This window comes from Halomonas bluephagenesis, assembly GCF_054790765.1.
This window is the reverse complement of record NZ_CP133631.1, coordinates 4,019,231-4,033,619: the sequence shown is the minus strand read 5'-3', so window position 1 is coordinate 4,033,619 and position 14,389 is coordinate 4,019,231. Positions and strand designations below refer to the sequence as shown.

General features: G+C 49.6%; 12 protein-coding genes. 7 read left to right on the top strand and 5 right to left on the bottom strand.

Features of this window, described 5'->3' with window-relative positions; translation table 11 throughout:
- Positions 1–669 precede the first annotated feature (669 nt).
- From pgaC to REH51_RS18385, 3 genes are all read right to left on the bottom strand, one after another.
- The gene (pgaC, locus tag REH51_RS18395; RefSeq protein ID WP_009724420.1) at positions 670–1,923 is read right to left on the bottom strand and encodes a poly-beta-1,6-N-acetyl-D-glucosamine synthase; all 1,254 of its coding nucleotides are present in this window, start codon (positions 1,921–1,923) and stop codon (positions 670–672) included.
- Between the two features lie 4 nt (positions 1,924–1,927).
- Positions 1,928–3,742 (bottom strand): poly-beta-1,6-N-acetyl-D-glucosamine N-deacetylase PgaB, encoded by a 1,815-nt coding sequence (gene pgaB / locus REH51_RS18390; protein WP_498936526.1) that lies wholly within the window; start codon positions 3,740–3,742, stop codon positions 1,928–1,930.
- A gap of 80 nt (positions 3,743–3,822) precedes the next feature.
- Positions 3,823–5,883 (bottom strand): PgaA family protein, encoded by a 2,061-nt coding sequence (locus REH51_RS18385; RefSeq protein WP_039869627.1) that lies wholly within the window; start codon positions 5,881–5,883, stop codon positions 3,823–3,825.
- A gap of 862 nt (positions 5,884–6,745) precedes the next feature.
- Here REH51_RS18385 and REH51_RS18380 point away from each other — a divergent pair.
- From REH51_RS18380 to yidD, 6 genes are read left to right on the top strand one after another with little or no spacing between them, the layout of a single operon-like run.
- Positions 6,746–7,591, top strand: a complete 846-nt coding sequence (locus REH51_RS18380) for an ATP-dependent zinc protease family protein (protein ID WP_039869625.1) — start codon at positions 6,746–6,748, stop codon at positions 7,589–7,591.
- A 38-nt stretch (positions 7,592–7,629) separates the two neighbouring features.
- Entirely contained in the window at positions 7,630–9,153 is a 1,524-nt protein-coding gene (locus REH51_RS18375) for an inactive transglutaminase family protein (RefSeq protein ID WP_009724416.1), read from the top strand.
- Positions 9,150–10,148 carry an alpha-L-glutamate ligase-like protein gene (locus tag REH51_RS18370; RefSeq protein WP_498936524.1) on the top strand — a complete coding sequence of 333 codons (999 nt, stop codon included), beginning with the start codon at positions 9,150–9,152 and terminating at the stop codon, positions 10,146–10,148. The genes REH51_RS18375 and REH51_RS18370 overlap by 4 nt, the downstream gene beginning before the upstream one ends.
- Before the next feature lie 31 nt (positions 10,149–10,179).
- Positions 10,180–10,629, top strand: a complete 450-nt coding sequence (locus REH51_RS18365) for a transcriptional repressor (RefSeq protein ID WP_009724414.1) — start codon at positions 10,180–10,182, stop codon at positions 10,627–10,629.
- Positions 10,629–11,096 (top strand): phosphoribosyl-AMP cyclohydrolase, encoded by a 468-nt coding sequence (hisI, locus tag REH51_RS18360; RefSeq protein ID WP_009724413.1) that lies wholly within the window; start codon positions 10,629–10,631, stop codon positions 11,094–11,096. The genes REH51_RS18365 and hisI overlap by 1 nt, the downstream gene beginning before the upstream one ends.
- Before the next feature lie 35 nt (positions 11,097–11,131).
- The gene (gene yidD, locus REH51_RS18355; protein ID WP_143759776.1) at positions 11,132–11,428 is read left to right on the top strand and encodes a membrane protein insertion efficiency factor YidD; all 297 of its coding nucleotides are present in this window, start codon (positions 11,132–11,134) and stop codon (positions 11,426–11,428) included.
- 33 nt (positions 11,429–11,461) lie between these two features.
- On the opposite strand, the gene REH51_RS18350 is transcribed toward yidD, so the two are convergent.
- Both REH51_RS18350 and REH51_RS18345 read right to left on the bottom strand, forming a co-directional pair.
- Complete coding sequence (locus tag REH51_RS18350; RefSeq protein ID WP_498936522.1) at positions 11,462–11,878, bottom strand: SufE family protein; 417 nt, start codon at positions 11,876–11,878, stop codon at positions 11,462–11,464.
- Between the two features lie 38 nt (positions 11,879–11,916).
- Positions 11,917–13,113, bottom strand: coding sequence for a tyrosine-type recombinase/integrase (locus tag REH51_RS18345; RefSeq protein WP_498936521.1), 1,197 nt, complete (start codon positions 13,111–13,113; stop codon positions 11,917–11,919).
- Positions 13,114–13,317: 204 nt separating this feature from the next.
- Here REH51_RS18345 and REH51_RS18340 point away from each other — a divergent pair, with 204 nt between their 5' ends.
- Positions 13,318–14,352 (top strand): DNA-binding protein, encoded by a 1,035-nt coding sequence (locus tag REH51_RS18340; protein WP_498936519.1) that lies wholly within the window; start codon positions 13,318–13,320, stop codon positions 14,350–14,352.
- The last annotated feature ends 37 nt before the right edge of the window (positions 14,353–14,389 follow it).

Sequence of the window (14,389 nt, the reverse complement as noted above, 5' to 3'; positions counted from 1 at the left end):
TGATCGAATATATGCTACTGTCTCGATTCATCGTTATAGTTCTTTTTTGAATGAATCCTAGTAAATGCTAGCAACAATAAACTTGTTAATAAAAGTTAAAAACTAAAAGGATAAGATTTGAGAATATCGCTTCTCATATAGCTTTTCAAGCTTAAGCATATATACGCCATCATTATTAAGAGGCAAGAGTGGCTTTTGGACCGTCAAGTTGAGTACCTGGCTGATAAACTGTTTCTATAAGCCCTAGGGGTATACCCAACGGACTCATCTGCAATACTCCACTTTTAGCCCGCGTCATTGAGATGGCAAGTTCAGGTGAAGCCTGCATGGCCTTCGCTAGAGATTCTAGTGACAGCGGTTCAGCTACTTGATCCATTCTTTCCATTTTTTTTAGGCGGCGGACTATTAGCCTTCGGCACTCGGCCCAACAGATAAAAGCGAATAAAAGACTACCCGACATCAGTGGCAGCATGGTCAGCCCCCCCTTTGCTATTGGTGGTACTAATAATGATAGTGCTAGACTCAAGCTATTCAGTTGAAACCACTTGATAATAAGAACTGTGAAAGGAAACAATAATTAGCCATATCCCAGCCAAGCACATAATGTAAAAAAGCTATAACCAAGCATGATAGCCGTGCTTTGGCGGTGTGGCAGCGTAATAATAGCATTCATTCTTTAAATCCTCGGTCAGTGCTAGTCCAAGTCGCGAATTTTCCACGCTTACGAACGAGCGTCTTCGGCAACGCAACTAACGTTGTGAGCATGCTTAGAAGCCAGTAAACAATCGGGTACCAAATCAGCCAATAATAATGGCGACCCACCTTAGGTTCGTAACGAGAGTCAATGAGTAGGCTGACACTGAACTGAGCCAGACATATCAGTGCAAGTAGCAACCCGTAGGAGCGAGGAAAAGGCCCTGCTAACGTCCATTCTTCGGGCAATATACCTAGCAGGCCGACGGCCCATAGCAGCACAAGACTGGCCATGACATAGGCCCATATCACACTCGTCAGATACTCCAAATACAATGGCCACATGCGCAATTGAGTGGGGCGAATAATCCGACGAAAATAGCGCAACACCACTTCAGTACCCCCTTGAGCCCAACGTAGACGCTGCTTCCAGAGCCCTTTTAGCGTCTCGGGCATCAAGATGTAGCAGAGCGCATGAGGCTCATAGTAAAGGCTCCACTTGGCCATCTGCAGGCGCCAACTGACATCGATATCTTCCGTCATCATATCGGTAGCCCAATAATCGATTTCATGAAGAGCCTGTTTGCGGAAAGCACAAATGACGCCAGAAATGGTAAAAAGGCGGCCATAGGCTTGCTGAGCGCGCTTAATCATGCCGATTATTGAAGAAAACTCCCCAACCTGCAGCTTGCCAAGCAAAGTTGAACGGTTGCGGATGCGGGGATTGCCTGTTACAGCACCGATTCGAGGATCTTCAAGTAGAGGTGCTACCATCCAGGCAACGGCATCGGGGTGTAATAGAGCATCACCATCAATGCACACTAGATATTCCGAACGAGCCGCCAAGGCCCCCATCCGTAGCGCATTCGCTTTGCCAAGATTACGGTCCAGATGCACTGCTCGGACTTGGTCATGTTTCTCGGATAAACGATCTAAATACTCAGCTGTGTCATCAGCACTGCCATCGTTGATTAGCAAGATTTCAAAGGTCGGATAGTGTTGCAGTAAAAGGGTCTCCACCACTTCCTCGATATTGTCACCCTCATTGTGGCAAGGCACTAAAATCGAGACCAACGGACTGTTCTTAAGCAAGGGGGGCGAATCCACGCCTGGAGAATGTCTCTCGTTGCGCCAATAGTAGTAAAGCCCCCCTCCCATCCAAAAAATCGCCATGACCGCAGGATAGAGAAAGGTAAACGCCTGCATGGACTTAATTGCGTCGCTGAACATGAACCTAATCCTTTAGGTAGGGGAAATTGTTCCTGGATATCACCTGTTGGATGCTAGACAGTGGCGGGATATCGAGAATGAAATCATCGGGATAGTACCCAAAATGACGCACGCCCTTGGTTTCTAGAAAGCGCAATAACTCGGGCAACCTATCACCAGGAACCCGGCTTCCCGAACGCCAATCGACTGTCTGAAGCTGAAAGATTGTCTTATCCATTGCTCCCGGATGACGACGCACGGCATCAGCTAACTCTTCCAACCACTGCTTCGGAGCGTCACTACCCTCGAACCAAGGCATCGCCATCAATGCGGTATAGTCATAAGCCGACACGAATTGATCAATATCCTGAGCAAACCAAGCACGACTTTCTGGCTCTAGTACTGGCATGGGATAAAGGTTGCGCGATGTTTTCAACGCGGATCGGTTTCGTTCTGCAGAGCGTTTTAGTTCCAGGGTAAAATCGATCAGGTATTGACTGCGCGCTTCAGGATTGCCGGGATAAAGTGCGGGAAGTTCCGTCTCGCGCAGCAAAGCATCATCGTGAAAATGCAGGCCGCTTAACCAACTGGCCGCAGTGAGGTCCTCATAAATTTCATTGATGATGCGCCTGGCTTCAGGGTTCGTCGGATCCAACCTGAATACCTCCCCAGACTCAGGGTTGGGTAACGCAAGAGCATGGCGTTGATCCAGATCCGGCAGCTGCCAAGCCAAGACGGGCATCCAGGCAAAAACCTGAACCCCTGCACGTGTGTAGAGCTGCCATGCCACGCGGCTAAAAAGATCAGCACGCATAGGCAAATGTCGATTGGGAAAATACACAGCGTCGGCTGCATCATCGCCATCTGGATCAGCAAAAGCCTGTAAGAAAACGTAATCAGGTTTGAGATGATGCATACGGCTTATAAGAGCATCTAGATTCCGTTGCTGCTGCTCTGGATCTTCGTCATAAACATAATCAAGGTCGAGCTGAACTATGCGTCGGGTGGGTGGTGTAGACGGTAGCCGGATAGTGCCAACAAGGTCAGCTAACGTCGGGTTATCGGAAATCAGATAACGCTGTAGTCCTAATAATGGCATGCCCTCCTCCAACTGCTGGGGAGGATTTTGTAGGCCAAAGGTGATCGGCATGCCGACGCTAATGGCCTGCTCGTTGCCAACCTGATTGTAAGCGCCATAAGGCCATACCATAGTGCGCGGAGCGATGCCGGTGTGAGCTTCGATTAATTCAACACTACGAGCTAAGTCATCACGTATCCGTTGCTGATAGCTATCATCGCTTTCATACTGGCCATTTTCTTCGTTGTATTTTCGGGTGACCGCCGACGCCATAGTATTGCCTTGAGGATTACCTAGTACGCCTTGATGCAGATTGTGGGAGTGTGAGGCAATTTCCACCAACCCAGAGTCGTTCATCTCACGAACCTGCTCCCAGGTCACAAACGCTTCTGTTGTCAGTTGCTCAGCACCGTACTCCACCTGAATTTCTGGATTTTCGATCCAGTCGGTAACCACCGCCACGACAGCTGGATAGTCGTATGCCTTAAGCAATGGAAAAAGTTTTGTGTAAGTGCTTTTCAACCCATCATCAAACGTTAGTAATACTGGGTTCTCGGGCAGCACCTCTCTCCCTTCGCTGGCAGCGATAATCTGGTCAAGACTGATAACGTTAAATTCGTTCTCGCTCAGCCAATCAAAATGAGCAACTAACCGCTCAGTGCTAATTGCATAAGGGTCTGCATCACCGCTGTCAGCGACTTGATCGCGTATATCGTGATAAGCAAGAATGGTTAACAAAGGCGGCTCATCAGCGTTCGCCATAGATAGAGGCAATCCAGCCAAAACGGTGCCAGCAAAAAGCATTATTTTCATCATACAATTGATGATCTTATCCATAATCGTTACTCTCCCCAGGTAATGCCGATATCGAGGCTGAGCTGGGTTTCACGGTTGCCGTCATAGACTGGACGCGACCAGGAAAGGCCGTAACTAAGGTCTCGTCCATTGCCGATTGCCCAGCGGTGATAATACGAAAGATTCGGAATCCAGCTTGTGCCGAACCCCTGCTGCCATGACTGGCCAATGCTGGCACCAAAATCTTGAGTGAAGGACTGCTCATAGTGGCGCCAAGTACGCTTTTCCCAAAGCGTTCCAAGCTCCCATGATGCGCTGGCTTCTGGGTTGAAATAGGGCACATCAGAATCACTCGCCTGCCCAGTGTAGAGACCAATGTTCAAGCTTAATGATTCGTCGGGGTTGTCTATCAGGCGTTGCCATCCGCTCAGCGAGAGACTTTCTTGGTGGTTGCCGTCCGAATAGTCCATCTGTGTGATGGTGGTCTGATAACTACGACGCTCGTTGGGTGACCAGCCAAATCCAACCAGGGCCTGATCAGCAGTAATGCCTGAGGCACGCGCCTGCAAAGAGCCCTCGCGGCTGTAGGTGGCATAGCGTGCTTTAGCGTCCATCGTTTCGTTGATACGCCAGCCTAGCTCAGTCATTAAAGAGGTATTCCGCGAGAAGTCATCGACGCTACGCTCTAGCTGAGTTTCTAGCGATAAACGATCATAAGCGTAACGAAGCCCCACTCCTCCACGGGTGTCATGCACACGCTCCCCTCGAAACTCACTAAAATGCTCGCTTCCCATAACGCCTAACCGCCAGCGATCTTCCAGCACAGGCGACCATGCGGAAAATTGATGGCGATGCTCATCAAAGCCTGTTGGTGAATCCACACCACTCGGTGCTTCACTGCGACCCGCAAAGGTTGAGGCGTTGACACTCCAACCAGTACGGGTCTTCCAGTTTTGCTGCATCTTTTCGACGCGTGGAGAGTCAGGAGCCAAGAGCACCGCTTGTTCCATCGCAACGCGGGCATCGCCCAAGCGCTGCTGATTAGCCAAGGCGTCAACCTGGCCGATCCAACCATCTACGAGGCGTGGATCAAAGCGGGTCGCAACCTGAAAACGCGTCAATGCTTGCTCTTCCCAGCCGCGCTGGAGATATACGCTTCCCAAGTTAGCCTGCAGTCCGGCATTGCGTGGTGCAATACTCTCCATTGTTTCAAGGGCTTCCTGTGCCCCCGGCTGATCGCCCGTATAGCCTCGGATCATCGCTAAAGTAGAATCCAAAAAATAACGATTCCAGTTAGCATGTGGCTGCGCAGCATTGTCTTCCCACAACCAAGCACGCTGCAGTTCGGCTTCAATTTCAAGAATTTCAATCGCCTCCTGCCAACGGCCAGATTCCAGATAGGCATATGCCCGCGTCATGTGATCGTTAGCCCCTGCTGCGCCGGCTTCTGCTATTTGCTCCATCAGCACAGAAGCTTCTCTAGGCTTTTGAATGGCCAAAAAAGAATCTGCAATGGTGCGCAAAACATAAGGAGGAAGATCGACGCCCTCTGACACTAAAATCTGATAGTCATCCACTACCGCCTGATGGCGTTGCAAGCCATTAAGAATGTAGAGACGATCAAAGCGTTGTCGCAGTGGTGCTTCACCGTCCTGAAGCGTTAAAAATTTGTCCTGTGCCGTTAAGGCACGCAGCATGTCGTCATTAGAGGGTTGAGAAGGTAGGCTAGGCAGCGTCCCCCACACAGCAAGTCGCGCGATATAGTCCTGCTCGAACCCACTCGCCTCATCGGCGTTGAAGAGGTCTGGACGTTGCTGATAATAGCGCCAGGCCAAGCCAGCGCTCCCTTGTAAGGATAAGGTGATGGTGCGCTCGCGATATGCAGTGTCATTGGCTGGCTCTAAGCGAAGAACTCGCTCATAGAGCCCCAATGCCGAGCGCCATTGGTGTTTCTGGCGCTCGACAGTCGCTTGCTCCAACAAGTCAGCCAATCGCTGTTGATCGTTTGCTATGGTGGCATCTGTAGTAAAAAACGTTAGTCCAATTACTAAAGCAGCCAACCTAAAAGGCCGGGCAAAGCTGCCACCTCCTTGCAGGGTTATTTCCATTTTTACAGTCACATCCTTGTGCATTTGATCAGCCTGCTTTATCAACTTCACGCTAATAGCTATAGCAATTACAGGCTTATCGACACTAAATTGTTAATTAATAAAAACCGGTTTAGAAGATAGAAAAGCCTTAACCCACACAGAGGTGCGGGTAATATAAAATGAGAAATAAGAATCGCCTCGGTATTTTAGTAACGAGCCTCATGCTAATGTTGATATATGTTAAATAAAGCCCTAAATAAACAAGCAAGCTACTGAAAATAATAGAAAATAAGGCTATATCTTATTTAGCCATAAAAAATTAAGCTATCGCTAGTTTAGTTTAAATAGATCTAATTATATTGTTTTTTTAATGAACAATTGTAAACGGACAATACTTAGAGCATTTGTTAACAAGCCGTTAACAAACATGCTCTTTAAGAAGTGAGCTGAATGAAATAAAGTGCGCTATTGGCTTAGCCATAAGAGACTCTAAATCCAGCCAATGGGTTTGTACTTACCAAGCAATCCGATGACAGGATATATTTATAAGGGCATAATCTATACAGCGTTTTTTGGACTCAGCTAGAAAAGCTATTCGAAATTCTAACAACGCATTTTCCAACAGATATCTCTGTGACGAACACCTGCACAGATCACGCATAGGTCGTATCCGATTTTCTCGTCAGTCCATCATCTTACAGAGGGGGAGCTGAACCCAGAGCGAGGACAACCCATTGCTAGATGGGTATTGTTGACCCAGCCAATAGATATGACTGTAAAATTGTATGAATAAAGACGCATAATATGATGCGCAGGTTGGACAGCGTGCTGCCTTTCTCCTTATCATTCATCCTCTTCTTGTTTAAGGGTACCTCACGTTATGCGCTCAGGTGTATTGTGTCTAATGGCCGGTTTGTCGTTTTCGTTTGCAGGCTGTGCTGTGGCACCGCCAGAAACGAATGAACCACCGCCATTAAGCGAAGCGTCGTTTAACAGCCGTATCCTTGAGCTTGAAACCTCTCTTGCTCAGCAGTGCGTTTCCGCATCTGAGCTACATGAACAACAACGTAGCCAGCAACACCAGCAGCAAGTATTGACGGCTGATGTTCGCGAAGTCGGCAGTCTGCTGCGCTATTTGCGTCAAGATGTCGCTGGTTTGCAAGCACGTGGTGAAGAGCCCGTTATTGTTCGTGAGGAGTGCGATATTGATACCACTCAAGACAACAAAACGCTGCTGGGCCGCAGTGAATGGGTTGGCTTGCCCAGCGTTGGCACTTATCTGAAAGCACGCGTTGATTCAGGAGCCAACACTTCTTCACTATCAGCATCCGAAATTACTCGCTTTGAACGTGATGGCGAAAACTGGGTGCGCTTTAAGTTGGCACTAAATGACGATGACGTGGTCGTAGATCGTGTGCGAGATGAATGGATCGAAGCGCCGATTGTACGTCGGGTACGTATTGTTCAGGCGTCAGGTGAAGATTCTCGTCCAGTGATCTCACTTTTAATGACCCTAGGACCAATCCGCGAAAACGTTGAGTTCACGCTCAATGACCGCACCCATCTGGATTATCCAGTGCTTCTGGGGCGGCGGTTCATGATGGATATTGCCACCATTGATGTTGCTCAAACCTATCTTTACGAACGCCCAGAATTTCCTGGCGGCGAACCCGCCGATCAAGCTGCTGAAGATGAAGCAGTAGATCAAGACGATACCGAAGAGTAGTAGCTCCCCCCCGCCGTTTTTCGCCGAAAGGAATCATGATGTCACGGTTGCCGTTTTATTTGATCGTTGGATTACTGCTGCTGGTTGGTATTGCCGCCAGTGTGCATCGGCATGTTCAGTTTGAAATCCCCTGGCTACCCGGTGAACAGCGCCAAGTGTGGGAAATTGAAGCTGTTATCAATTTTAATGCCCAGAACGGTCCTGTTCAGGTTGATTTAGCGTTGCCCTCTCATCAGGCCGGCTATCGGGTTTTGACGGAAAATACGGCATCTTCTGGTTACGGACTTGCCTATAAAGCGGATGAACTAGGACGCCAGGCAGAGTGGACTATTCGGAGTGCTGCCGGTAGCCAGCAGCTATACTACTCTGTGCAGATGCTTGTTTCGCCGGACGCACGTTCGCCGGTACAAACGCCTCCAGAGTTATCGTCTATTCCTCCCTGGGAAAGCCCCTACGACACAGCCGCTAGTCAATTAATTGATCGTGCCTGGGCACGTAGCGCCAATAACGCCACCTTTGCAAGAGAGTTGATTTTAGATATTAATGGCGAACGCCAAGGAGAAAATGCGCGACTACTCTTAACCCAAGAACAGCCATCACCACTGATTGTTCGCTTATTAAGCCAAGCGGGTGTTCATGCAAGGGAAGTAAGCGGTCTATTGATGGAAGATGGTCGTCGTCGACAAACCCTCAGCAGTTGGATTCAAGTGTTCGACGAATCTGCCGAAACATGGACACTTTTCAACCCGGCCACCGGCGAACAGGGAAAACCCGATAACCTTCTCCTCTGGGAAACAGGTGGTCGCGCGGTGCTAGAGGTTCAGGGCGGCACCAACTCGCGCGTTACCTTTTCTATGTTAACGCATTATCAGCCTGCATCTGCGGCGGTTCGTAATCACTATTCTGATGACACATTACTGAACTTCTCGATCCACAGCCTTCCTTTGGAAGAGCAGGCGCTTTTCCAAACGATTCTGCTGATTCCTATTGGCGCATTAGTAGTAGTGTTCTTGCGAGTGCTGGTCGGCGTGAAAACGTCGGGCACTTTTATGCCGGTACTTATTGCATTAGCGTTTATTCAAACCACACTGTTGACGGGCTTAATTGGCTTCCTGTTGATTGTAGCCATGGGTTTGATCATTCGTAATTATCTGTCATACCTCAATCTATTGCTGGTAGCGAGGGTCTCGGCGGTGATCATCACCGTGATTGCGATCATCTCAATTTTCACCGTCATTGCTTACCGTATGGGCCTGAGCTCGGGGTTAACCGTCACGTTTTTCCCGATGATTATTCTGGCGTGGACGATTGAGCGGATGTCGATTCTTTGGGAAGAGGAAGGGCCAAAGCAGGTATTGATTCAAGGCGGGGGCAGTCTATTAACGGCTGTATTGGCTTTCCTGGCTATGAACAATCCTTGGGTTCGCCACATTACCTTCAACTTCCTTGGTGTTCAGTTCATTCTGATGGCGCTCATCTTATTGCTGGGTAATTACACAGGCTACCGCTTACTGGAGCTGCGCCGCTTTAAGCCAATTACAGATGAAGAGAAATCCTCATGAGCTGGCTAAAGAATTGGACGTGGCCCACACGACTTAGAGACAAGGGAATTATCGGCATGAACCGGCGAAACATTCGCTACATTGGCCGCTATAATTCACGTCGCCTATACCCGCTTGTTGACGATAAGCTGAAAACCAAGCTTCTCGCCCAACGCTATGGCATTACAACGCCAGAACTCATTGGCACGGTAACGACTCAGTTTGGCGTCAAGCACATCGATGAAATGCTGAGCGGCCATTCCGGCTTTGTAATCAACCCAGCCAAAGGCAGTGGCGGAAAAGGAATACTCGTCATTGAAAAGGTACAAGAAAATACCTTTATCAAGCCAAGCGGCGTTAGCTTAGTGATTGAAGATATTGAGCGCCACGTTTCGAACATACTTTCTGGACTGTATTCGCTAGGCGGCTCACCGGATGTCGCTGTTATCGAAACGCTGATCAATTTTGATGAAAGCTTGATGGCCTATACCTATGAAGGCGTACCGGATATCCGTGTCATCGTTTTTAAAGGGTATCCAGTGATGGCCATGATGCGGCTTTCCACCGCGGCGTCGGACGGCAAAGCCAATCTTCACCAAGGCGCCGTTGGTGTTGGCCTGAACATTGCCACAGGTGCGGCCCTACGTGGGGTGCAGTTTGATCGGCCGTGCTTTAGCCACCCTGATACAGGTCACGACTTGGCAAGTCTGGTTGTCCCCCAGTGGGACACCCTGCTCCACCTAGCAGCAGGCTGCTACGAGATGACCGGGCTTGGCTATCTTGGCACCGACATGGTGCTAGATCGAAAGCATGGCCCCATGCTACTTGAGCTTAATGCCCGCCCAGGGCTTGCTATACAAATGACTAACGGAGAAGGACTTCGCCGCAGGCTTGACCTGATCGAACAACAGCCTGACGGTGTTCCTGTCGCTAAGCGGGTAGCGTTTGCGCAGCACCACTTTGCCCGACAAAGTGAACTCGTAGAAACGCCTGACACCTCTTCGACGACGGCGTAGACTACGCATATTCCGTTCAACGAGTGCCCTAATGACAGAAGCTAATACGCTATTACAACAAGCGGAGTCCCAGTGTCATACCCGTGGCGTTAGATTTACACCTATTCGCCGCCGGGTATTAGAACTGATTGCGGAGAATGGTGGCGGCCTTAAAGCGTATGATTTGTTAGACCAGCTATCCACTGAACATGCCGCCGCAAGACCGCCTACGGTATACCGTGCTCTCGACTTTCTTATCGAGCAAGGCCTGGTTCATCGCATCGAGTCCCAGAACGCTTATGTGGCCTGCGCATGCCCCGAACATATCCACGGCTTTCAGCTGTTGATTTGTCGCCAATGTGGCTATGTTGAAGAACTTCACTTAGATGAAATAAGTGACCAACTGGCAGCCTTAGCTAAGCGTCAAGGATTTAACGTTGAGCGCCAAACGATTGAGCTTCAAGGCTTGTGCCAAAATTGCCGACCTGCGAGTAATGAGTAATGTCCCGTTTTGACCAATTAGCCCCACGCGACCTATTCAAAGCCCTAGAGTCTGCTAGCCCTTCCGATACCTTGCCCGGGACGGAAACTCTACTTGATGCAGTGCGCTTTAACGAAGATGGTTTGCTTCCGGCCATCGCCCAGCAGTTTGATTCGGGTGAAGTATTAATGATGGCGTGGATGAACCGGGAGGCACTTGAAGAAACGCTATCAACACAGCGTGTTTGCTACTATTCACGCTCGCGTCAAAAGCTGTGGCGCAAAGGCGAAACCTCTGGTCAACAGCAGCAGCTAAAAACTGCCGCACTCGACTGCGATGGCGATACGCTATTGCTACAGGTTGACCAAACGGGGCCTGCTTGCCACACCGGTCGACGCAGCTGTTTTTACTTATCGGTCAACGAGGCGCGTGCGGCGATTACGAGCGAGCCGCTTATCGACCCAGCGGCACTTTACGGCAAGAAATAGTGTTACGGCTGCTAGCCCTAGCAAAGCGCTGGAGCATGAAAGCACTTGCCATCGTTATGATTGGCTGCATTAAGGTTTATCAATACACAATCAGCCCTCTTCTGGGGCCGCGCTGTCGATTTTGGCCAAGCTGTTCGTCCTATACCGTTGAAGCCATTCAAGTGCACGGCCCTTTCAAAGGAGGATGGATGGCGTTAAAGCGCATTATAAGATGCCATCCAGGCAGCACCGGCGGTATCGACCCGGTGCCTGGCGGTAGAAGCGAACAATTGTGTCGAGAAGACCCCGATTTAACAGCGCCGCCGCACTCCAAATGCAATCATCGACGCTGATAATGCGCATCCACTCCCTACTACGACCGCCTATTACGGCTGCTTTGCCACTTGGTAAATACGCTCTAACATGGCATGAAAGCCGTTACTACGGGTAGGAGATAAGTGCTTATCCAAACCTAAATCTTTCAAGAAGTGAGGTTCGGTTTGGCTAATTTCATCAGGTGTGCGATCGCTATAGATTCTAAGCAGCAACGCAATCAGTCCTGAAACGATGGCCGCATCCGATGTTGCTTTGAAGATAAGCCTGTCGCCCTGCTCTTCGTGACACATCCATACGTTAGATTGGCAGCCCTGAATCTTAAACTCTTCAGTTCGCTGATCCTCCGGAAAGTCAGGCAACTGCTTCCCCATATCGATAATGTATTGATAACGATCCATCCAGTTATCAAATATTTCAAACTCTTCGACCAGTTCCTGCTGGGCCAGCTCAGCGCCTGAAGTTGCCATGGCGTTTCCTTTAGGTTGGTGTCTCAATATCATGCCCATTATAACGGGTCAGAAGGCGTTTTGGGGGCTGTTTTCAAACGATGGCGCTGCTGTTCTTGATGCCACTCATTATCTTCGGTATGTAAGTAACGACTAGTCGTATCCAGCTTAGAATGGCGGGCACTCTCCGCTAGATAGCGCAGGCTTACTCCCGATTGCGCTTGATGCGTGATCGCCGTATGCCGCAACCAGTGGGGGGTTGCACGGCGTAGCGCACTCACATAGGCAGGCTTGCCGTTTTGCGCCTCTAGCGCATCAGCCGCCTGTGTAAATACACCTTTAATCAACCGATAAAGCTGGTTGTCAGTAATTCCGCGCTGCTTATCCAGCGCTCGCATTAGCGGGGTAGGCTCATGGTAACTAGGTAGCCCCTCCAGCTTAAGCGCCTCTCGCCATTCGATTAAACATTCAAGCATGTCATCGGGTACTGGAATACGCGCAAGCTTGTTCCCCTTACCCACCACCACCCACCACCAACGGCCCTCGTTTTCCTGAAAGTCATCCATCCGCGCGTTGGCCATTTCACTAATACGCGGCGCTAACAAATAAGCGAAACTAAATATAAACCGGCACCGCGCCTGCTCATAAGCTTCGCGTTCAGTGGCGGGGTTCATTGTTGCATTCAGCCACTGCCAAAACCATACCCAAAGATCGCGCTCTAAGTAGCGCTCAATTGTCTGTGTCTGATTATTCAGTCGCCTCGCCTTGTCACGCATTAATACGAACGGGTTGTGGCTCACCCACCCTGCTTCCACCAGCCAGCTATATAAGCCCTGCAGAATAATCAGACTTTGTCGTCGACTTGCTGGCGAAAGCCCGCCCCGAAAAGGCCTCCATTGCGCATGATGGCGAGGCTTAGTTGGCCCTACCCACTGTTCAGCTGGCTGAGGGTCTTCTAAAAAAGCCTCATAGTGACGCAACATTTCACGGTTCATGTCACATAACGAATTGTTTTGGCTGGCCAGCCAAAACAACAGGCGCTCGGCCTCTCGGCGGTAACTTTTCAATGTTTGATGACTGTCTTGATACTCACGGAGCCACGCAGCTACAGCCTCAACGTCGTTTTTGGCATCAATTAACTGAGCGTCAATTCGCTGAGTATCGGGTACAGAAAACCTAGCCAGCAAATCAGACCAGTTGCCCTTTTCCAGGCCTTTGCTTGCTGGCACTTGCTGCTTTGCCACCTCTCTGGGCATCTCTTTGCTTCCCCCATATACATTGCATTCTTTTTCAATGGGTTAAGTGTGACCTTATCAGCACTAAAATTCAAGGTTATGGCAGTAATCTTGAATTAATAGGCATCAATGTAAATAATATTACGTTTTATGTATTACGTAATTATTGTAATTTTAATCAAACCCTATGAAAATAGCGTTATCAATCTGATAGGAATATGCGCCATGGCTCGCAGCGGCATTCAATACAGTGATGTTCAACAAGCAATCGATACCCTGCTCGCTCGCGGCGACACCCCAAGCGTTCAACGTATTCGCGAAGTACTGGGAACGGGCAGCTTCACGACGATCAGTGAACATTTCCGAAGTTGGCGCGTTGAACGTGAGCAAAACCGTGACGTTCCGCCCCCTAAAGGCGTTCCAGAAGTTATCGTTAACGTGGCAAGCGAGCTATGGCGAGAAGCGCAAGAGGCCGCCAATCAAGCGCTCATCCACTATCGTGAAGATGCTAATCGGCAGGGAGAGAGCGCCCAGCAGGAAGCCGCCGAAGCACTTCAGCAGACAGCGAATGCGGAACAACGAGAAAGCGCCCTTGCAGAACATTTGCGGCATACAGAACAACGCCTGGAAACACTGAACCGTGAGCTGGCTGCCAGCCAAGCAAGCGAACATCAATGGCAACAGCAGGCAGCGCAAGCCACTCATGACGCCAAGCAGTATCAACAACGTTTTACCAAAGCCGAACATGATATAGCCGCGCTAAAAGAGCACTTTGCTGAAGAGCAGCAGCAACGACAAATCACATGGGAACAGCGGTTAGCCCAGGAAGAACAGCGTAACGAAGCAGCTGAAGGAAAGCTGATGGCGCTGCTAGATACACTTAGGCAAGAGCGCGCCCAAGAAGAAAAAGCTCTGCAGAAGCGTCTTCAACAGATGGAGCAACGGTCAGACAGCTTGGCGAAAGAGCTTCAGCTAAAAAAAGAGACACTGCAGCACTACCAGTTAGACAACGGCAGTTTGCAACAGCGTATTGATGAGCTTGAGCGCATCAACGTATCGCTAAAGGAGCAACAATTCAGCCTACAGAGTGAGGTTGATAAAGCCTACCAGTCACTAGAACAGCAGCACCAAGCGGCCCTTAAAGATGAAAACTGGCAGCAACAGCTTTGGCAACGAATGGAAGCCCTTCAGGCGCAGTTAACGGCCCTGCCTGAGACGCTTTCCTCACAGGAAAAAGACGTCAACTCATCTGACGAGTGATCCATTGCGCATAAAAAAGCCCAGCAATACTCTGCTG

What these genes read in the sequence shown, in the direction of transcription:
- REH51_RS18380 (WP_039869625.1), top strand. Translation starts at nt 6,746, where the DNA reads ATGCGCTCAGGTGTATTGTGTCTAATGGCCGGTTTGTCGTTTTCGTTT.
- REH51_RS18385 (WP_039869627.1), bottom strand. Translation starts at nt 5,883, where the DNA reads ATGGAAATAACCCTGCAAGGAGGTGGCAGCTTTGCCCGGCCTTTTAGG.
- REH51_RS18370 (WP_498936524.1), top strand. Translation starts at nt 9,150, where the DNA reads ATGAGCTGGCTAAAGAATTGGACGTGGCCCACACGACTTAGAGACAAG.
- pgaC (WP_009724420.1), bottom strand. Translation starts at nt 1,923, where the DNA reads ATGTTCAGCGACGCAATTAAGTCCATGCAGGCGTTTACCTTTCTCTAT.
- REH51_RS18345 (WP_498936521.1), bottom strand. Translation starts at nt 13,113, where the DNA reads ATGCCCAGAGAGGTGGCAAAGCAGCAAGTGCCAGCAAGCAAAGGCCTG.
- REH51_RS18340 (WP_498936519.1), top strand. Translation starts at nt 13,318, where the DNA reads ATGGCTCGCAGCGGCATTCAATACAGTGATGTTCAACAAGCAATCGAT.
- REH51_RS18350 (WP_498936522.1), bottom strand. Translation starts at nt 11,878, where the DNA reads ATGGCAACTTCAGGCGCTGAGCTGGCCCAGCAGGAACTGGTCGAAGAG.
- pgaB (WP_498936526.1), bottom strand. Translation starts at nt 3,742, where the DNA reads ATGGCGAACGCTGATGAGCCGCCTTTGTTAACCATTCTTGCTTATCAC.
- hisI (WP_009724413.1), top strand. Translation starts at nt 10,629, where the DNA reads ATGTCCCGTTTTGACCAATTAGCCCCACGCGACCTATTCAAAGCCCTA.
- REH51_RS18365 (WP_009724414.1), top strand. Translation starts at nt 10,180, where the DNA reads ATGACAGAAGCTAATACGCTATTACAACAAGCGGAGTCCCAGTGTCAT.
- REH51_RS18375 (WP_009724416.1), top strand. Translation starts at nt 7,630, where the DNA reads ATGTCACGGTTGCCGTTTTATTTGATCGTTGGATTACTGCTGCTGGTT.
- yidD (WP_143759776.1), top strand. Translation starts at nt 11,132, where the DNA reads ATGAAAGCACTTGCCATCGTTATGATTGGCTGCATTAAGGTTTATCAA.